We start from the raw sequence: 19,150 nt of genomic DNA, 5'->3' as shown, positions 1-19,150 counted from the left end.
CCATGCGAAACGCCGGCATCTGCCGGCGCTTGGATTGAAAAAACAATGATTTATATTGTTTAAATCATTTTAACCATTTGACCCATTGCATCAGTAAAACTTCAGCACGTGCATCAGCACCTGGATCACGATGATGCCGCCGATCAGCCCGCCGCCGAAATAGACGATTACCCCCAAGAGCATATTGGTACGGCGCTGCTCGGCCAGGAGCTTGCGGATCAGTTCGGTGTTCTGCGGCTGGTTCTCGCCTTCGGTGTAGCGCGTCAGCGCCTGGTGCGCCAGGCGCGGCAGTTCCGGCAGCAGGCGGCTGTAGCGCGGCACTTCCACCTTCAGCTGCTCGACGAAACCGCGCCAGCCGATCTGCTCGCTCATCCAGCGTTCCAGATAAGGTTTGGCGGTCTTCCACAGATCGAGATCGGGATCGAGCTGGCGGCCCAGGCCTTCGACGTTGAGCAGCGTCTTCTGCAGCAGCACCAGTTGCGGCTGCACCTCGACATTGAAGCGGCGCGAAGTCTGGAACAGGCGCAGCAGCACCTGGCCAAAGGAAATGTCCTTCAGCGGACGGTCGAAGATCGGTTCGCAGCAGGCGCGCACGGCGGCTTCCAGCTCATCGACGCGGGTATCCTTGGGCGCCCAGCCGGATTCAATGTGGGCCTCGGCCACGCGCTTGTAGTCGCGGCGGAAGAAGGCCAGGAAATTCTGCGACAGGTAATCCTTGTCGAAATCATTGAGCGTGCCGACGATGCCGAAGTCCAGCGCGATGTAGCGGCCAAAGCTCTCCGGCGCCACCGACACCAGGATGTTGCCGGGGTGCATGTCCGCATGGAAGAAGCCATCGCGAAACACCTGGGTGAAGAAAATCTCCACGCCATCGCGCGACAGCTTGGCCAGGTCCACTCCTTCGGCGCGCAGGCGCTCGGTCTGCGAGATGGGGATGCCAACCATCCGTTCCATCACGATGACCGATGGTGAACAATAATCCCAATGCATCTCCGGCACCATCAACAGCGTGGACTCGGCGAAGTTGCGGCGCAGCTGGCTGGCATTGGCGGCTTCGCGCATGAGGTCCAGCTCGTCGTGCAGGTACTTGTCGAACTCGCCCACGACTTCCTTGGCCTTCAGGCGCCGGCCGTCTGCCCACAGGCGTTCCAGCCAGTCGGCGGCCACGTGCATGAGGCCGATGTCGTGATCGATGATGTCGCGCATGCCGGGACGCAGCACCTTCACCGCCACATCCTTGCCATCCTTCAGGGTCGCAAAGTGGACCTGGGCAATCGAGGCCGAAGCCACCGGGGTGCGCTCGAAGCTGGCGAAGAGCTGGTCCGGATGCGCGCCCAGCGATTTCTCGATCTGCTTCACCGCCAGTTCCGAACTGAAGGGAGGCACGCGGTCCTGCAGCAGGGTCAGCTCGTTGGCGATGTCGGGTGGCATCAGGTCGCGCCGGGTCGAAAGCACCTGGCCGAACTTGATGAAGATGGGACCGAGATCCTCCAATGCGCGGCGCAGGCGCTCACCGCGCGGCGCGGAGAGGTCGCGCCAGAAGAAGACGCGATTGATGATGCGGGCGATGCGCGGCGGCGCGAATTCGGAGGCGATGATTTCATCCAGGCCATACAGGATGGCCACGCGGATGATCTTGAGCAGACGCATGGAACGCAGCAGCATTTAGCGACGCTCCAGTTTCTCGATACGCTTGGACAGGCGTTCCAGATCATCGCGCAGGCGCACGACGTCGGCAGAAAAATCCTGCAACTGGCGGGGGCGGATCAGCATCGGTTGTTCTTCCAGGAAATACTCGGCAAGGTTTTCGGTCAGCTTGCGCTGGGTAGTGCGGGCGGCCTCGAACAGGCCACGCGCACCGGAGACGATGCGGGTGGCGGCGATGTCGCCGACCACGCGGGAGAGATCGTCCTCGGCATCCCAGCGCAGCTTCTGGCTCAATTGCGAGATGGCATTGGCGAAATCGGCATCGCCCTCCAGCTTGACGTAGGAGACCGCACGCTCGCGGTTGGCGGCAATGAGCGGCAGGTCGGAAAGCTTCAGGCGGATCGTGACGTTGGCCGGTGCATCGGCCGGCACGTCTTGCAGGTAGCCATCACCGGTCACCTTCAGGCGCAATTGCATGACACCGGTATCGATGCAGGCCACCTTGCCGGCATGGGCGATGAGCGTATCGCGCGCCCAGGGCTCCTGCGCCAGCAGATGGTTGATCACCGCGGCGGCAGGTTTCATGGGGTCGAGGGCAAGGGTGGACGGATCGGGCAGCACGGACATGGATTCCAGAATCGGGTTGGATCGGATTGAACCGGGGACTACGGGTTGACTACGGACGAGACGAACAATTCACGTCCACAAAAACAAAACCGCCCGCAAAAGCCGGGCGGTTTCAAGTGTACCAGCTTGGCGCGCCGGCAAGGTTCGGGTACTGCGTGTTGCTTGATCCAGCGCGCCTTCCCGGTGCATCTGAGTGATCAGACCTGCTGGATACCGGCCAGCACCCAGCCACCGCTGCCGTTGAGCGGCTTGGACAGATTCCAGATCTCGGCAAAGGGTTCGGCCGAGACATCCGGCGCTTCCTTGATGAGGCCCTGGAAGCGCACCGTGGCCAGGTAATCGAAGGCCATGGTCTCGATGCCCAGCAGTTGCGCGTCCAGCTGCACCACATCGGTGGCATTGGGCGCGGCGCCGCGCTCGGTCAGCTGCATGCGCAATTCGGCGAACATCTCGGGCGTGGTGAATTCGCGGATGTCGTTGATGTCGGCACGGTCCCAGGCAGCCTGCAGGCGGATGAAATACGTCTTGGCATTGCGCACGAAGCCTGCCGTATCAAAGCCTTCCGGAATGCCCCATTGCTGGATCTGCGCCGGCTGGGCCGTGCCACCGTAACCACTGCCCTGCAGCGCGGCTGGCGGATTGTGCGGGAAGGCCGGCGGCGGATTGATGTCGCGCAGGCCCGAACCGATCTCGGGCGTGGCACCGACGGCGCTGCCAATGGGACTCACGCCCGGCGTCGGCGTGGCGTAGGCCGGATTGTTGTTCTGTGCCTCGCGGCCACGGGCAAACAGGCGGATCAGGAAGATCACCGCCGCGCACAGCAACGCGATGGTCAGCAGCGAACCCAGCATGCCACCCAAGGCACCACCGATACCGAAGTGCGACATCAGCGCGCCCAGGCCGAAGCCCAGCAGCGCACCGCCCAGCACATTGCGCCAGGGGCTGGCGGGCTTGGGCATGGGCGCAGTTTGCGGAGTGGCGGCCGGTGTCGAGGGACGATAAGGCGTCGCCGACGGTTGGCTATAGGACGGCGAAGACGGCGCGGAAGGCGCTGCCTGGCGCGAGTAATTGGAGGATTGCTTGCCGAAGGAACCACCGCCACCCAGGCGCTTGGCCTCGGCGGGCGACATGATGAGGGAAAGCGAGGTGATCGTCAGCAGCAGTGCGAGGAGGATTTTTTTCATGGGCTTGCCTCTTGTGGATGATGCCGAAGCTGCGGGCGGGCCAAGGGAAAAGCAAGTCCGCAGAATCGGAGCCATCATTGTCGCCGGGCATAATTAAGCCAGCCTTAATGCTGGCGCGCCCAGCATTCATTACATCTTAATGCCCGTATGCAGCGCAGCCACACCGGCGGTCAGGTTGAAGTACTGCACGCGATCCAGGCCGGCCTGTTCCATCATCTGCTTCAGGGTTTCCTGGTCGGGGTGCATGCGGATCGATTCTGCCAGGTAGCGATAGCTGTCGGCATCGTTGGCGACCTTCTTGCCCAGCCACGGCAGGACCGAGAAGGAATAGACGTCGTAGGGTTTCCTGAGCGGCTCCCAGACCTTGGAGAATTCCAGCACCAGCAGCTTGCCACCGGGTTTCAACACGCGGCGCATCTCGGCCAGGGCGGCATCCTTGTGGGTCATGTTGCGCAGGCCGAAGGCCACCGATACGCGGTCGAAATAATTGTCAGGGAAGGGCAGCTTCTCGGCATCGCACAGCATGGTCGGGGTGACGATGCCCTTGTTGAGCAGGCGGTCGCGGCCCACGCGCAGCATGGATTCGTTGATGTCGGTGAGCCAGACTTCGCCGCCGGGACCGGCCTGCTTGGCAAAGACCTTGGAAAGGTCACCGGTGCCGCCGGCAATGTCGAGCACCTTGAAGCCGGGACGCACGCCGGCCTGGGCGATGGTGAAGGCTTTCCAGATGCGATGCAGGCCCGCCGACATGAAGTCGTTCATGACGTCGTACTTGGCGGCGACGGAGTGGAACACTTCCGCGACCTTGCGGACCTTCTCTTCTTCTTTGACGGTTTCGTAACCGAAATGGGTGGTGTTGGTCATGGCTAGGCCTGTAACAATGAAGACGACATTATAAGAGACGGGCCCGCGCAGAGCTTGCCCTGAATCAGCAGGAAGCGATCAGCGCGGTTCAGTGTGCATGGCCGCAGGCATGGCCACCGCTGGCCTCGGGCTGATGATCGCGCCCGCTTTCACGCGTGAACCCGGCCGCTTCCAGTTTCTGCAGATAGGCTTCCCACATCGCGGCCTGGTCACGGCCGAGCTGATAGAGGTAATCCCAGGTAAAGATGCCGCTGGCGTGACCATCGGAAAACAGTGGCTTCACGCCATAGTTGCCGACCGGTTCGATGCCGTGGATGTCCACCTCGCGCTTGCCGGTCTGCAGCACTTCCTGGCCGGGACCATGGCCGCGCACTTCGGCCGAGGGCGAATAGACGCGCATCAGCTCAAAGGGCAGAGAAAACATCACGCCATCATCGAACTCGACCTCGACCACGCGCGAGAGCTTGCGTACCTTGAAGGAAACGGGAACCGGAGAAGACGGGGCGCTCATGGGCTCTCCCTGGAAATTCGTGAGATGAAATGCAAACCCGGCCGGGACCGTCCAGGCCGGGCTTGCGCAGTGCATGGCAGATCAGGCCGTCAGGCCCGCCGCATCGAGCTGCTGGCGCACCGCTTCGCGCAACTGCGGCAGCAGGGCGCGGCGCGCCGTGAGGCTTGCCGCATCGGCCGCGCGGCGCGGCTCGGCCCAGACCGGGCTGGGGAAATGACGATCATCGGTGAAGCGCGGAATCACGTGCCAGTGCACGTGCGGCGTCATGTTGCCCAGCGTGGCCAGGTTGACCTTCTCGGGTCGCATCACCGCGCGCTGCGCAGCCTCGACCGCCCACACCGCATTGGCCATCAGGGTGCGCTGCGCCGGGGCGAGGTCGGTCATTTCCTTGACGTGCGCATTGCAGATCACGCGGCAAAAGCCCGGATAATCCGGCTCATCGACCAGCACCACCCGGAACTCGGGATGGCGCCACAGCACTTCGCCGCCGTCGCCGGCACACAGTTCACAGGATGGAGTCTGGCTCATGGTCGGCTCCTCTTACACCAGGATGCGTTCGATGCCGCCATTGTTGGCGCGCTCGACGTATTCCGGCATCCAGTTTTCACCCAGCAGATGGCGCGCCATTTCGACCACGATGTAATCGGCCGTGGTGCCGGCATCCTCGTTGTAGCGCGACAGGCCCTGGAAGCAGGACGGGCAGGACGTCAGGATCTTGACGTCGCCGCTGAAGCCATCGGCGCGCACCTTGTCAGTGCCCTTCTTCATTTCCTCTTCCTTGCGGAAGCGGACCTGGGTCGAGACATCCGGACGCGAGACACCGAAGGTGCCCGACTCGCCGCAGCAGCGATCGTTCTTCTCGATCTTCTGCGCATCCACCGTGGTGATGAGCGAGTTGACGGTCTTCAGCGGATCCTGCTGCTTCATGGGGCTGTGGCAGGGATCGTGGTACATGTAGCGGGTACCGGTCACGCCTTCGAGCTTGACGCCCTTCTCCAGCAGATATTCGTGGATGTCGATGATACGGCAGCCAGGGAAGATCTTCTCGAATTCATAGCCCTGCAACTGGTCGTAGCAGGTACCGCAGGACACCACTACGGTCTTGATGTCGAGGTAGTTCAGCGTATTGGCCACGCGGTGGAACAGCACGCGGTTGTCGGTGATGATCTTCTCGCCCTTTTCGAAGTCGCCGGTACCACGCTGCGGATAACCGCAGCACAGGTAGCCCGGCGGCAGCACCGTCTGCACGCCCACGTTCCACAGCATCGCTTGCGTGGCCAGACCGACCTGCGAGAACAGGCGCTCCGAACCGCAACCCGGGAAGTAGAACACCGCTTCCGTATCGGCCGTGGTGGTCTTGGGATTGCGGATGATGGGGACGATCTTGTCATCCTCGATATCCAGCAAGGCACGCGCGGTCTTCTTGGGCAGGTTGCCCGGCATCTTCTTGTTGATGAAGTGGATCACCTGCTCCTTCACCGGCGGCTTGCCGACGGTGGCGGGCGGTTTCTGGGTCTGCTTTTTCGCAAACTTCTTCATCAGGTCATTGCCCAGGCGCTGCGCCTTGAAGCCCCACTGCGTCATCACCTTGCGGGTGGCGTTGATGGTGGCCGGGTCGGTCGCGTTCAAGAAGAACATGGCCGCATTGGTGCCGGCATTGAAGGACTTCTTGCCCATCTTGCGCAAGAGGTTGCGCATGTTCATCGAGACATCGCCAAAGTCGATATCGACCGGGCAAGGCGTGACGCACTTGTGGCACACCGTGCAGTGGTCGGCCACATCCTCGAACTCTTCCCAATGCTTGATGGAGACGCCACGGCGGGTCTGCTCTTCGTAGAGGAAGGCTTCCACCAGCAGCGAGGTCGCCAGGATCTTGTTGCGCGGCGAATAGAGCAGATTGGCGCGCGGCACGTGGGTCGAGCAGACCGGCTTGCACTTGCCGCAGCGCAGGCAATCCTTGACGCTGCTGGCAATCGCACCGATGTCGCTCTGTTGCATGATGAGCGATTCGTGGCCCATCAACCCGAACGAAGGCGTGTAGGCATTGGACAGGTCAGCTTCCATGCCCGGCAGGTTCAGGAGCTTGCCCTTGTTGAAGCGGCCTTCGGGGTCCACGCGCTTCTTGTATTCGCGGAATTCGCCGATCTCGTCTTCGGTCAGGAATTCCAGCTTGGTGATGCCGATGCCGTGCTCGCCCGAGATCACGCCATTGAGCGAACGGGCCAGCTTCATGATGCGCGCCACGGCGACGTGGGCATCCTGCAGCATTTCGTAGTGATCGGAATTGACCGGGATGTTGGTGTGCACGTTGCCGTCACCGGCGTGCATGTGCAGCGCCACGAACACGCGGCCGCGCAGCACGCGCTTGTGGATGGCCTGGCATTCTTCGAGGATCAGCTTGAAGGCCGCGCCCGAGAAGATCTGGCGCAGTTGCGCGCGCACTTCCTGCTTCCAGGAGATGCGCACGGTGCGATCCTGCACCACGTGGAAGACGGCGGCTTCGGGCTGGTCGATCAGGCGCTGCTCGAACACCGGCAGCATCTTTTCCAGGCCCAGCGCGGCCAGTTCGCCCTTGGCTTCACCCAGCGGCTTGTCCAGGTTGGCCAGCAAGTAGGACCAGCGTGCATGGGTCTGCTCCAGCAGGCTTTCGGCCTGGTGGACGCGGTCTTCCAGCATTTCGGCGGCGGGGATGTCGTCGCCTTCGGCGTCATCGCTCTTGCCCAACGGCAGGTTGCCCTTGACGAAGAAGCTGTCCAGTTCGGCCAGCAGTTGCAGCTTGTTCTTGATCGACAGTTCGATGTTGATGCGCTCGATGCCGTCGGTGTATTCGCCCATGCGGTTCAGCGGAATCACCACGTCTTCGTTGATCTTGAAGGCGTTGGTGTGCTTGGCGATGGCGGCGGTACGCGAGCGGTCCAGCCAGAATTTCTTGCGCGCTTCCGGGCTCACGGCGATGAAGCCTTCGCCCACGCGATTGTTGGCCATGCGGATCACTTCCGAGGCGGCGGCCGCGACGGCGTTTTCGTCGTCACCCACGATGTCGCCGATCAGCACCATCTTGGGCAGCACGCCGCGCTTGGACTTGGTGGCATAACCGACCGCGCGCAGGTAGCGCTCGTCCAGGTGTTCCAGGCCGGCCAGGATGGCGCCGCCCTTTTTGGTCTCGGCATCGAGGTAATCCTTGATTTCGACGATCGAGGGAATCGCATCGCGCGCCTGGCCAAAGAATTCCAGGCAGACCGTGCGGGTCTGCTTGGGCATCTTGTGCAGGATCCAGCGGGCCGAGGTGATCAAGCCATCGCAGCCTTCCTTCTGCACGCCGGGCAGGCCCGAGAGGAATTTGTCGGTGACGTCCTTGCCCAGGCCTTCCTTGCGGAATTTCTTGCCGGAGATTTCCAGGATCTCGGTCTTGAAGACTTCGGTCTTCTGGCCCTTTTCACCGGGATGCGACCACTCCAGCTTGAAGCGCGCCACTTCCACGTCGTGGATCTTGCCCAGGTTGTGGTCCAGGCGGGTCACTTCCAGCCAGTCGCCCTGTGGATCGACCATGCGCCAGCTGGCCAGGTTGTCCAGGGCGGTACCCCACAGCACGGCCTTCTTGCCGCCGGCGTTCATGGCGACGTTGCCGCCGATGCACGAGGCTTCAGCAGACGTCGGGTCCACGGCGAACACGAAGCCGGCCTTTTCGGCAGCATCCGAGACGCGCTTGGTGACCACGCCCGCGCCCGAATAGATCGTGGCGTAGGGCTTGTCCACGCCGGGCAGCATGGTCATTTCGACCGCGCCCAGCTGTTCCAGCTTTTCGGTGTTGATGACGGCCGACAGGGGCGTGAGCGGAATGGCGCCGCCGGTATAACCGGTGCCGCCGCCGCGCGGGATGATGGTCAGGCCGAGTTCGATACAGGCCTTGACCAGGCCGGCCATTTCATCTTCGGTATCCGGGGTCAGCACCACGAACGGGTACTCGACGCGCCAGTCGGTGGCGTCGGTCACGTGCGAGACGCGCGAGAGGCCGTCGAACTTGATGTTGTCGCGGGCGGTATAGCGGCCCAGCACCTTGGTGGCACGGCGGCGCAGATCGTAGGTCTGGCGGAATTCTTCGGCGAAGTCGCCGATGGCCTTCTTGGCCGCCTTCAGCAAGGCTTCCACGCTGGCGCTGCGGCGCTGGGCCTCGGCGTCGCCGGATTCGGCCAGGTCGGTGGCCAGGCGGCGCTTGTCGACTTCATTGATGCGATGGTTCAGCGCCTCGATCAGGGCGGCGCGGCGCTTGGGGTTGTCCAGCAGGTCATCCTGCAGGTAGGGATTGCGGCGGACCACCCAGATATCGCCCAAGACTTCATACAGCATGCGCGCCGAGCGACCGGTCTGGCGCTTGCCGCGCAGCTCGTCCAGCAGAGACCAGGAGGCTTCGCCCAACAACCGGATCACGATCTCGCGATCGGAGAAGGAAGTGTAGTTGTACGGAATTTCGCGCAAGCGCGGGGGCGTGGCGCCATGCGGCGCGTCTGTAAGCAAAGCCTGGATCTGTGCGGGGGCGTTCATCGATGTATGAGGTAAATCTGCTGCCGGAGGTGCATTTTAGCCTATTGGCAAAACTCGCGATGGCCTGCACCCGTTTTGGGCAGGCTTGCACGCTCTTTGCGCGCCCTTGTGCGGCGGATCGACGACGTTTGCAGGGACTAGCGCGGCGATAGGCCCAGCCAATTACATTCATAAAAACAATCAACTTCAATTAATTGATTATAAAAATCTATAATCCATCCAGACATCAGGGAAGAGCCCTGAACCCATTCCACGAAGGAGGATCCCATGTTGCAGACCCTGATGACCGAATTTCTGGAAAACCTGGCCATCACCCTGGCTGACTATGCCCAATGCAAGGCGTGAAGAGACTTCAAGGAGATCACCATGCACACCGCCATCCTCAACGACGACACCGGCCTCATCATGAAGCTCAAGACCCGCCACCTGGCCGTGCTGGGCGTGACGGCCACCTTCCTGGCCATCCGCCTGGTCGAGAGCCTGGTCCCGAATTTGGCAGGATAATTCCAGCCCGCCCTGAAAAACGACTACGGCGCCCTTGCGGCGCCGTTTTCCTTCATCTATTCCAAAATTTACGCCAGCCAGTCCCCCAGCTTGTGCCAGAAGCCATCCGGCACGTTCAGCAGCAGCCAGGTCATCAGCACATAGCGGACGAACTTGCCGATGGCCATATAGACCACCGAAGGCCAGAACGGCAGGCGCAACCAGCCGGCCAGGGTGCAGATGGGGTCGCCGATGCCGGGCAGCCAGGCCAGCAGCATGGTCTTGGCGCCGAAGCGTTCCAGCCAGTGGAACCAGCGCGTGGAGCGCTCCTTGGCAAAGGCCTGCTTGGCCCCATACCCCATCCAGTAATCGACGATGCCACCCAGCGTGTTACCGACGGTCGCCACCAGGATTACCGGCCAGAACATCTCCGGACTGGCCTTGATGACGGCAAAGACGGCCGGTTCCGAGCCCAGCGGCAGCAAGGTGGCCGAGACAAAGCTGATCAGGAAGACCGAGGTCAGGCCCACGGTAGGAATGGCAAGGATATTGAGCAGCCAGAGAACGGCGGATTCGATCATGCAGATGGCAGGTAGGTGGAGAACTGGCCGCAGCCAGGGAGGAAACTTGCCATCCGTCAAGCCCGGTTGAATGGCGCAGCGTGCATTCTAGCTGGTGCCGCCGTGCTTGATTTCAAGAATGGAGGAAACATTCATATCGCCCCTGGACAGTGCAGGCTTGGCCTTGCCTCGTCCGGCTCCCTTATAATGCTCAGTTCCCCTGCCAGGACCGGTGACCGGCCGGCCTTGCCCAGGAGGAATCCCAAGCGGCTTACCCAGCCTTTATTTCCTTTACCTGATTGCGATATGACCGCGCCTGAACCCGCTGCTGCTCGCCTGACTTCACTTCACTGATGACCAACATGAGTAACGATTATCTGAAAAAAATCCTGACCGCCCGCGTCTACGACGTCGCCCAAGAAACCCCGCTGGAACTGGCGAATACGCTGTCGCAAAGGATTGATAATCGAATTTACTTCAAGCGTGAAGACATGCAGAGCGTGTTCAGCTTCAAGCTGCGCGGCGCCTACAACAAGATGGCCCACCTGACCCCGGCGCAACTGAAGCGCGGCGTCATCTGCGCCTCCGCCGGCAACCACGCCCAGGGCGTGGCGCTGTCGGCTGCGCGCCTGGGCTGCCGGGCCGTCATCGTCATGCCCACCACCACCCCGCAGGTGAAGATCGATGCCGTCAAGGCGCGCGGCGGCGAGGTGGTGCTCTTTGGCGACTCCTTCACGGATGCCTACGAACACGCGCTGACGCTGGAAAAGAAGCAGAAGCTGACCTTCGTCCACCCCTTCGACGATCCCTACGTGATCGCCGGCCAGGGCACGGTGGGCATGGAAATCCTGCGCCAGCATCCGGACCCGATCCACGCCATCTTCGTGGCCATCGGCGGCGGCGGCCTCATTGCCGGGGTGGCGTCCTACGTCAAGGCAGTGCGTCCGGACATCAAGATCATCGGCGTGCAGACCGCCGATTCGGACGCCATGGCGCGCAGCCTCAAGGCCGGCCGCCGCGTGGCGCTGCCGGACGTGGGCCTGTTCTCGGATGGCACGGCCGTCAAGCTGGTCGGTGAAGAAACCTTCCGCATCGCCAGGGAACTGGTGGATGACATCATCATCGTCGACACCGATGCCGTCTGCACCGCCATCAAGGACATCTTCCAGGACACCCGCAGCATCGTCGAGCCTGCCGGTGCGCTGGCCGTGGCCGGTGCCAAGGCTTACGTGGAACGTGCCAAGGCCAGCAAGAAACCGATCAAGGGCGAGTCCTTGATCACCATTGCCTGCGGCGCCAACATGAACTTCGACCGCCTGCGCTTCGTGGCCGAGATGGCCGATGCGGGCGAGGCGCGCGAGGCGGTCTTCGCCGTCACCATTCCGGAAGAACGCGGCAGCTTCCGCCGCTTCTGCGAAACCGTGGGCCCGCGCAACGTCACCGAATTCAACTACCGCATCAGCGATGCCAAGGCGGCGCACGTGTTCGTCGGTATCCAGGTATCGGCGGCGGATGAAGCCGGCAAGATCGCGCGCAACTTCGAGAAGGCCGGCTTCGGCGTGCTCGACCTGACCCATGATGAACTGGCCAAGGTTCACATCCGTCACCTGGTGGGTGGCAAGAGTGAACTGGCAGGAGACGAACTGCTCTACCGCTTTGAATTCCCGGAACGTCCGGGCGCGCTGATGAAGTTCCTTTCCAGCATGAACCCCGGCTGGAATATCAGCCTGTTCCACTACCGCAACCAGGGCGGCGACGTCGGCCGCATCCTGATCGGCCTGCAGGTGCCGAAGAAGGAAATGAAGGAATTGCGCGCCTTCCTGGCCCAGCTGGGCTATCGTCACTGGGACGAAACGAAGAACCCGCTCTACAAGCTCTTCCTCGGCTAAGGCCGAGCGCTGCACACCCACGCGCCGCTCCACCGGCGCGCGGTGGCAGCATCACTGAACGAACAAGCTGAACCCGCAGCACCGCAGGAGTATTCACCATGGACCACACCCACCCGACCGCATCGACCACTGCTCATTCGCCGGAAAGCTCACCCCTGGGCAAGAGTTCGGAATATCCGACCCGTTACGACCCCAGCCTGCTGTTCCCGATCCCGCGCGCACCCAAGCGCGCAGAATTGCAGATCAGCGGCACCCTGCCCTTCTTCGGCGCGGACTTCTGGACGGCCTATGAAATATCCTGGCTGAACCTGCGCGGCAAGCCCCAGATCGCCATCGCCAGCTTCATGGTGCCGGCCGATTCGCCCAACATCATCGAATCGAAATCCTTCAAGCTGTACCTGAATTCCTTCAACCAGGAGCGCCTGGAAAGCGCCCAGCAACTGATCGAGAAACTGCGCACGGATCTCTCCGCCGCCGCAGGCGCCAGCGTGCAGGTGACGCTGACCGAATCCTCGCAGTTCGGGCAACTGCAGTTCGGCGAACTCTCCGGCCTGCTGCTGGACCGGCTGGACGTGGAAATCGAGCCCGCCGCCAGTGGTGCCCATCCCGATGGCAGCCTGCTGCGCGCCAACACCGAGGAAGCCACCGTGGAAGAGACGCTGGTCTCGCACCTGCTCAAATCCAACTGTCCGGTCACCAGCCAGCCCGACTGGGGCAGCGTGCAGATCCAGTATGTCGGCGCACCCATCGACCAGGAGCGGCTGCTGAAGTACATCATTGGCTTTCGCGAGCACAATGAATTCCACGAGCAATGCGTGGAACGCATCTTCACCGACATCCTGCGTCACTGCAAACCGCAGAAACTGGCCGTCTACGCCCGCTACACCCGGCGTGGAGGACTGGACATCAACCCCTGGCGCAGCAATTTCTCCAGCGCCAAACCGCCCTCGCAACTGCGCAACGCCCGCCAGTAAGTCCACGGACTGTGGCTACGCAGCCACCGGACATCAGCAAATTGTTACCAAACCTTGCAACAAGACAGGACGTCGTCTCGTGTAGACAGCCTGCGAAGTGAGATTTTGGTAACATTTTGCGTTTCGGCAAGCTCATCATCACGGGATACTTTTGCCAGGATGCCTGTCCATTGTGCTTGGATGAGCTGGCGTGCCACTCGCCGCTCCCGCATCCGTTTTTTTCTACCCCTCTTGTTCTCTCGTTCTCGCGTTGTCGCGTTTTTTGCATTTCCGTTCACAACAACTATGAAAACCACCTCCCAGCCCTGCCGCCAGGCCACCTCCTTCACTTTTGGCGCAATCTTGCGCAAGGCGGCCCTGGCCGGCGCCGCCACCCTGGCACTGGCCCCCGCCGCCCACGCCGAAGACAACCAGTACAGCCTGTGGCAACAGGTCAAGGACCACGCCAGCCACATCTGGGACCAGGGCGATGACGCCATCTATCTGTCGGGCGTGGCCCACCACGGCCGCAGTACCTACAGCCGCGAAAAGCTCAACGAACTCAATGAACACGCCTGGGGCCTGGGCTATGGCAAGACCCTGCGCAATGAAAAGGGCGATGATGAATCCCTGTACGGCTTCGTCCTCAAGGATTCGCACCGCCATCCGCAATACATGGCCGGCTATGCCTATGAATGGGTGTTCCCGATTGCCCATACCGGCCTGGAGCTGGGCCTGGGCGGCACGGCCATGCTGATGAGCCGCCAGGATTACTTCCATAGCGTGCCCTTCCCGGTGCCGCTGCCGCTGGCTTCCATCGGCACGCAAAAGGCCAAGCTCATGTTCGCCTACGTGCCGCGTTTTTCCTCCAGCAAGAACAACGGCGACGTGCTGCTGATCTTCGGCCGTATCGAGATGTAAGTCCGGCAATGCGCAGGCGGGCCGCCTGCGCATGTGCTTCCTCATTCCTCCCGGCGTGAGTGGTCGGATGACCGATGAGCCTGCCGATGTCCTTGCGCTTGTAAAGGCATCGGCCCACATCATCGCCAAGCATCACTGCTTCCTATCCCTTCTGGCAACATGTTGCCAACGATCATCGGCCCGCATGCCGCAGTGCGCATCAATTCGGCGTTTTCTGCCCGAAATCCCCTCCTGTTCAGCGCTTTCAAAGCATTCCTCCATCGGCAAAGAAGCCTATAATCCTGCTCAAAGCTTCAGCCCGTAGCAATTCCTTGAGCGTCATGACTAATCTCGCAAAAATCCTGTCTCCAGAAAACGTGGTTCTGGATCTGGAAGTCTCCAGCAAAAAAAGAGCTTTCGAACAAGCCGGCCTGACCTTCGAAAACAATAGCGGCATCGCCCGCTCCACCGTTTCCGAAAACCTGTTTGCCCGAGAGCGCCTTGGTTCGACCGGCCTGGGTCATGGCGTGGCCGTCCCGCACGGCCGCATCAAGGGCCTGAAGGCACCGCTGGCATTGTTCATGCGCCTGGCCGCGCCGATTCCCTTCGAGTCGCCCGATGGCCAGCCGGTCAAGCTGCTGGTGTTCCTGCTCATTCCGGACCACGTGACGCAGCAGCATCTGGAAATCCTCTCGGAAATCGCCGAGATGTTTTCCGATGACGCCTTCCGCAACGAACTCACCGTCGAGTCCGATCCTGCCGTGGTGCATGCCCGTATCGTGACCTGGCAGACTTCGATGGAAAAAGCCGGCTAAAAAGCCGGCGCAAACACGCGGCAATCAACTCAGCGGCACGGCCGCACCCTATCCTGTCAGCAGATCCGGATCTCCATGCCCAATTATTCCGCGTTGTCGATTCAGCAGCTGTACGAAGAAAACCGTGAGTCCCTGCAACTGGGCTGGTTCGCCGGCTTTCCCGGCGGCGAGCGACTGATCTCGGGCGACGCCGTCTCGGCCTCCGATCAGGTCGGCCACCTGAACCTGATCCACCCCGGCCGCCTGCAGGTCTTCGGCCATCAGGAAATCGAGTACTACAACCGCCTCTCCAACACCTCGCGCGCCTACCAGACCGCCGAGCTGGTGGCCGGTGAACCGCCCGCCTTCATCATCGCCCAGGGCCTCTCGACACCGCCCGACCTGCTGGCGGTCTGCGATGAAAAGAACATCCCGCTGTTTTCCACCCCGCTGCCTGCGGCACAGGTGATCGACTATCTGCGCGTGTATCTGTCCAAGAAACTGGCGCAGCAGATCACCATGCATGGCGTGTTCATGGACGTGCTGGGCGTGGGTGTGCTCATCACCGGCGAATCGGGGCTGGGCAAGAGCGAACTGGGCCTCGAACTGATTTCGCGCAGCCACGGCCTGGTGGCCGACGATGCGGTGGAGTTCGCCCGCATCGCACCCAACATGATCGAAGGCCGCTGCCCGCCGCTGCTGGCGAACCTGCTGGAAGTGCGCGGCCTGGGTCTCCTGGACATCAAGGCCATCTTTGGCGAAACCGCCGTGCGCCGCAAGATGCGCCTGAAGCTCATCGTGCACCTGGTCCGCCGCAGCACGCTGGAAGAAAACTACGAGCGCCTGCCGCTGGATGCGCAATACGAAGAAGTGCTGGGCCTGCCGATCCGCAAGGTGGTCATTCCCGTTGCGGCCGGCCGCAACATCGCGGTGCTGCTCGAAGCCGCCGTGCGCAATACCATCCTGCAACTGCGCGGCATCGACACCCTGAAGGAATTCATCGAACGCCAGCGCCGCGCCATGAACGGCGAATAGGCCACGGCAGGGGCCTTTCCCGCTTTCCGGGAAAACTTTCGGCAGTATTTCGTCACAGCGGCTTCACCACTTGTTGGCGAACGATGCGTTATGATTGCCGGCATGCGAATCGTTCTGATCACCGGCATTTCCGGTTCCGGCAAATCGGTAGCACTGCATGTGCTGGAGGACGCCGGTTATTTCTGCGTGGACAATCTTCCGCCTTCCCTGCTGTGCGATCTGGTACAGACGCGCATCAAGGAAGGCGCCAGCATGCTTGCGGTCGCCACCGATGCCCGCAGTGCCGATTCGCTGGCCACGCTGCGTCACGACATCGAGCAGTTGCGCGCCGATGGCCACGACGTCAAGGTCTTCTTCCTGACCGCCTCCGACGAGACCCTCATCACCCGCTTTTCCGAAACGCGCCGCAGCCATCCGCTGTCGCATCGCCTGCTGCCGGGCCGCAATCCGAATGACCGCCTGACCCTCACCGAATGCATCGCGCTGGAGAAAGACATGCTGGGCGACCTGCAGGACATCGGCCTGGTGATGGATACTTCGGAGCTCAGTTCCAACAAGCTGCGCCGCTGGATCAAGGAGCTGGTGGACCTGGAGCGCTCGCCCCTCACGCTGCTCATCGAATCCTTCGCCTTCAAGCATGGCCTGCCGCTGGACGCCGACCTGGTGTTCGACGTGCGCATGCTGCCCAATCCGCACTACGATGCCCAGTTGCGTCCGCTGACCGGACGCGATACGCCGGTGATCGAGTTCCTGGCCAGCTACCCCGAGGTGGCCGACATGTTCAACGACATCCGCAGCTTCGTGGAAAAGTGGCTGCCCTCCTTCAAGAACGACAACCGCAGCTATCTCACGGTGGCCATCGGCTGCACAGGTGGCCAGCATCGTTCGGTCTATCTGGCTGAACAACTGGCCAGCCACTTCCGCGCAACTGAACAGGTGGTGTGCCGGCACCGGCAACTAAACTGATACGGTGAGCGCTGCTGAAGTGTCAGCGGTTCGGCAGGTAAGTGTCAGGTAGCGGGAACACAACTGTCAGGTAGCGGAACTACAACTGTCAGGTGAACTGTTCAGGTAGTGGCCAGCAGATCGTCCGAACGCAAAACCCCCAGCAAGAGTTTCTTGACCGGCGCCGGCAAGGGCGCATCGGCCAGCTTGCGCGCCGGATACCACACCAGCGCGCGCTCGGCGATGTGATGGCTGCGGCTCTTCAAGGCCACCTGGAAGGGCGCGACATGCAGCTTGAAGTGCGTGAAGACATGCGAGAACGGCTGCAGCTTGCGGCAGCCGTCCAGTTCGCCATAGGGCGCCACCAGTGTATTGACTGCGTTGTCGAAACCTGCGGCATCACTGACCGCGATTTCCGGCAGTGACAACAGTCCGCCCCAGATGCCGCTGTCCGGGCGCTGTTCCAGCAACACATCCTCTCCCTGGGTGATGACCAGCATCACGGTGTCCTTTTCCGGCACGGCCTTCTTCGGTTTGCTCACCGGCAGCTCGGCCACGCGGTCCTCAGCCAATGCCACGCAGCGTCCGGCCAGGGGACAGCGCGTGCAGGCAGGCTTGCCGCGCACGCACAGGGTGGCGCCCAGGTCCATCAGGCCCTGGGTGTAGGACTCGATATCGTCTTCCGGCAGCAGCGCCACGGCCCGCAGCCAGAGCTGGTCTTCGATGGGCTTGGCACCGGGATAGCCATCGATGCCGAACACCCGCGCAAACACACGCTTGACGTTGCCATCGAGGATGGCCGCGCGGCGTCCGTAGGAAAACGCGGCAATGGCAGCCGCTGTCGAGCGCCCGATGCCGGGCAGGTCGGCCAGCAGCGCCGGATCATCCGGGAAGCATCCGCCGTATTCGGCCACCACGCGCTGCGCACACTTGTGCAGGTTGCGCGCGCGGGTGTAATAGCCCAGCCCGCTCCAGAGCGCCATCACGTCTTCGGCAGGAGCAGCGGCCAGGGCGAAGACGTCCGGGCAGCGGTCGAGGAAGCGCTGGTAATACGGAATCACGGCCGCCACCTGGGTCTGCTGCAGCATGATCTCCGAGAGCCACACGCGATAGGCATCGCGCGTGTTCTGCCAGGGCAGCTTGTGACGGCCGTGCTGCTTTTGCCAGGCGATCACTGCCGCCGAAAAGGAGGGATCTTCATACTGCGCGCCAGCGTCTTCGCCAGAGGCCGCCTTCTTGCGGCGCGATTCGACGATGCCCTTCATTTCTGGCAACTCACGCAATAGAAGGTGGACCGCTGGCCCTGCTTGATCTGGCGGATCGGTGCGGCGCAGATGCGGCAAGGCTCGCCGGTGCGGTTGTAGACGAAGTAATTCTGCTGGAAGTAACCCGACTGTCCGTTCACGGCAATGAAGTCGCGCAAGCTGCTGCCGCCCTGCTCGATGGCGGCGGCCAGCGTCTCGCGGATCGCCTCGGCCAGGCGTTCGTAGCGCGCCAGGCTGATCTTGCCGGCCGGGGTCTTGGGATTGATGCGGGCCTTGAACAGGCTCTCGGACGCATAGATGTTGCCGACCCCGACCACGATGTCGCCGGCCAGCAGTACCTGCTTGATGGGGGCGCTGCGCCCGCGCGTCTGGCGGAAAAGTTCGGCCGCGCTGAACTTGTCTTCCAGCGGTTCCACGCCCAGGCTGCGCAGCAGCAGGTGTTCCTCGATGTCGCCCTCGCTGAGGTCGTGCCAGAGGATGGCGCCGAAGCGGCGCGGGTCGGTCATGCGCATGACCTGGCCGCCCACTTCCAGATCGAAGTGATCATGCTTTTGCGGGGCGATGCCCGGCGGCAGGATGCGCAGATGGCCCGACATGCCCAGGTGCACGATGAGCGTGCCATGGTCGAAATGGATCAGCAGGTATTTGCCGCGCCGGCCGGTACTGCGGATCACGCGGCCGGCCAGGAGGGTGTCCAGTCCGGCAGGAAAAGGCCAGCGCAGGCCGGTATGGCGCAGCACGACGCCGCTGACGGTCTGCCCCTCCAGATGGGGGGCGACCCCGCGGCGGGTGACTTCGACTTCTGGTAATTCAGGCATGGGCTTGCGTTCGGGGAGATCAGGGATAGCCGGGACGAGCGGGAAGCTGCATATGATAATGCACTTGCCGAAATCAAGACCTGAAGCCGGCTGCGCACGCTGCGTGCGGAAGCTTGTCAAAGATGGATTACAC

The 19,150-nt window shown here is 62.2% G+C and carries 17 protein-coding genes; 7 read left to right on the top strand and 10 right to left on the bottom strand.

Annotation, left to right across the window (positions count from 1 at the left end):
• Positions 1-90: 90 nt before the first annotated feature.
• From ubiB to ACVC5H_RS05350, 7 genes are all read right to left on the bottom strand, one after another.
• The gene (gene ubiB, locus ACVC5H_RS05380; protein ID WP_489621350.1) at positions 91-1,665 is read right to left on the bottom strand and encodes a ubiquinone biosynthesis regulatory protein kinase UbiB; all 1,575 of its coding nucleotides are present in this window, start codon (positions 1,663-1,665) and stop codon (positions 91-93) included.
• Positions 1,666-2,274: a ubiquinone biosynthesis accessory factor UbiJ gene (locus tag ACVC5H_RS05375; protein ID WP_489621349.1), complete on the bottom strand. Its 609-nt coding sequence runs from the start codon at positions 2,272-2,274 to the stop codon at positions 1,666-1,668.
• A 197-nt stretch (positions 2,275-2,471) separates the two neighbouring features.
• Positions 2,472-3,458 carry a Tim44 domain-containing protein gene (locus tag ACVC5H_RS05370; protein ID WP_489621348.1) on the bottom strand — a complete coding sequence of 329 codons (987 nt, stop codon included), beginning with the start codon at positions 3,456-3,458 and terminating at the stop codon, positions 2,472-2,474.
• Positions 3,459-3,587: 129 nt separating this feature from the next.
• Entirely contained in the window at positions 3,588-4,322 is a 735-nt protein-coding gene (gene ubiE, locus ACVC5H_RS05365) for a bifunctional demethylmenaquinone methyltransferase/2-methoxy-6-polyprenyl-1,4-benzoquinol methylase UbiE (protein ID WP_489621347.1), read from the bottom strand.
• 88 nt (positions 4,323-4,410) lie between these two features.
• Positions 4,411-4,833, bottom strand: a complete 423-nt coding sequence (locus ACVC5H_RS05360) for a gamma-butyrobetaine hydroxylase family protein (protein WP_489621346.1) — start codon at positions 4,831-4,833, stop codon at positions 4,411-4,413.
• Between the two features lie 81 nt (positions 4,834-4,914).
• Positions 4,915-5,361, bottom strand: coding sequence for an HIT family protein (locus ACVC5H_RS05355; protein WP_489621345.1), 447 nt, complete (start codon positions 5,359-5,361; stop codon positions 4,915-4,917).
• Positions 5,362-5,373: 12 nt separating this feature from the next.
• Entirely contained in the window at positions 5,374-9,375 is a 4,002-nt protein-coding gene (locus tag ACVC5H_RS05350) for a DUF3683 domain-containing protein (RefSeq protein ID WP_489621344.1), read from the bottom strand.
• Between the two features lie 366 nt (positions 9,376-9,741).
• Between ACVC5H_RS05350 and ACVC5H_RS05345 the strand changes: the two genes are divergently transcribed.
• The gene (locus ACVC5H_RS05345) at positions 9,742-9,879 is read left to right on the top strand and encodes a hypothetical protein (protein ID WP_489621343.1); all 138 of its coding nucleotides are present in this window, start codon (positions 9,742-9,744) and stop codon (positions 9,877-9,879) included.
• Positions 9,880-9,947: 68 nt separating this feature from the next.
• Here the strand turns inward: ACVC5H_RS05345 and ACVC5H_RS05340 are convergent, their stop codons facing one another.
• Positions 9,948-10,439: a YqaA family protein gene (locus tag ACVC5H_RS05340; protein ID WP_489621342.1), complete on the bottom strand. Its 492-nt coding sequence runs from the start codon at positions 10,437-10,439 to the stop codon at positions 9,948-9,950.
• Positions 10,440-10,780: 341 nt separating this feature from the next.
• Between ACVC5H_RS05340 and ilvA the strand changes: the two genes are divergently transcribed.
• The 6 genes from ilvA (at position 10,781) to rapZ (ending at position 16,955) form a co-directional block, all read left to right on the top strand.
• Positions 10,781-12,307, top strand: a complete 1,527-nt coding sequence (gene ilvA / locus ACVC5H_RS05335) for a threonine ammonia-lyase, biosynthetic (protein ID WP_489621341.1) — start codon at positions 10,781-10,783, stop codon at positions 12,305-12,307.
• Positions 12,308-12,405: 98 nt separating this feature from the next.
• Positions 12,406-13,281 carry an NADPH-dependent 7-cyano-7-deazaguanine reductase QueF gene (gene queF / locus ACVC5H_RS05330; RefSeq protein ID WP_489621340.1) on the top strand — a complete coding sequence of 292 codons (876 nt, stop codon included), beginning with the start codon at positions 12,406-12,408 and terminating at the stop codon, positions 13,279-13,281.
• 285 nt (positions 13,282-13,566) lie between these two features.
• Positions 13,567-14,181: a hypothetical protein gene (locus tag ACVC5H_RS05325; protein WP_489621339.1), complete on the top strand. Its 615-nt coding sequence runs from the start codon at positions 13,567-13,569 to the stop codon at positions 14,179-14,181.
• 320 nt (positions 14,182-14,501) lie between these two features.
• On the top strand, positions 14,502-14,975 hold the full coding sequence (locus tag ACVC5H_RS05320; RefSeq protein ID WP_338716421.1) for a PTS sugar transporter subunit IIA: 474 nt from the start codon (positions 14,502-14,504) through the stop codon (positions 14,973-14,975).
• Between the two features lie 75 nt (positions 14,976-15,050).
• A complete protein-coding gene (gene hprK / locus ACVC5H_RS05315) occupies positions 15,051-15,989 on the top strand; it encodes an HPr(Ser) kinase/phosphatase (protein ID WP_338716422.1) in 939 nt (312 codons plus the stop codon).
• Between the two features lie 102 nt (positions 15,990-16,091).
• Positions 16,092-16,955 carry an RNase adapter RapZ gene (rapZ, locus tag ACVC5H_RS05310; RefSeq protein WP_489621338.1) on the top strand — a complete coding sequence of 288 codons (864 nt, stop codon included), beginning with the start codon at positions 16,092-16,094 and terminating at the stop codon, positions 16,953-16,955.
• Positions 16,956-17,056: 101 nt separating this feature from the next.
• Here rapZ and mutY read toward each other — a convergent pair whose 3' ends face one another.
• Both mutY and mutM read right to left on the bottom strand, forming a co-directional pair.
• Entirely contained in the window at positions 17,057-18,199 is a 1,143-nt protein-coding gene (gene mutY, locus ACVC5H_RS05305) for an A/G-specific adenine glycosylase (protein WP_489621337.1), read from the bottom strand.
• Positions 18,196-19,017: a bifunctional DNA-formamidopyrimidine glycosylase/DNA-(apurinic or apyrimidinic site) lyase gene (gene mutM, locus ACVC5H_RS05300; RefSeq protein ID WP_489621336.1), complete on the bottom strand. Its 822-nt coding sequence runs from the start codon at positions 19,015-19,017 to the stop codon at positions 18,196-18,198. Before mutM ends, mutY begins: the two co-directional genes overlap by 4 nt.
• Positions 19,018-19,150 lie beyond the last annotated feature (133 nt).

The sequence above is a fragment of the Herbaspirillum sp. Her3 genome (assembly GCF_057961275.1).
The sequence above is the reverse complement of the archived record's forward strand: the minus strand, read 5'-3'. Positions and strand labels throughout refer to the sequence as shown.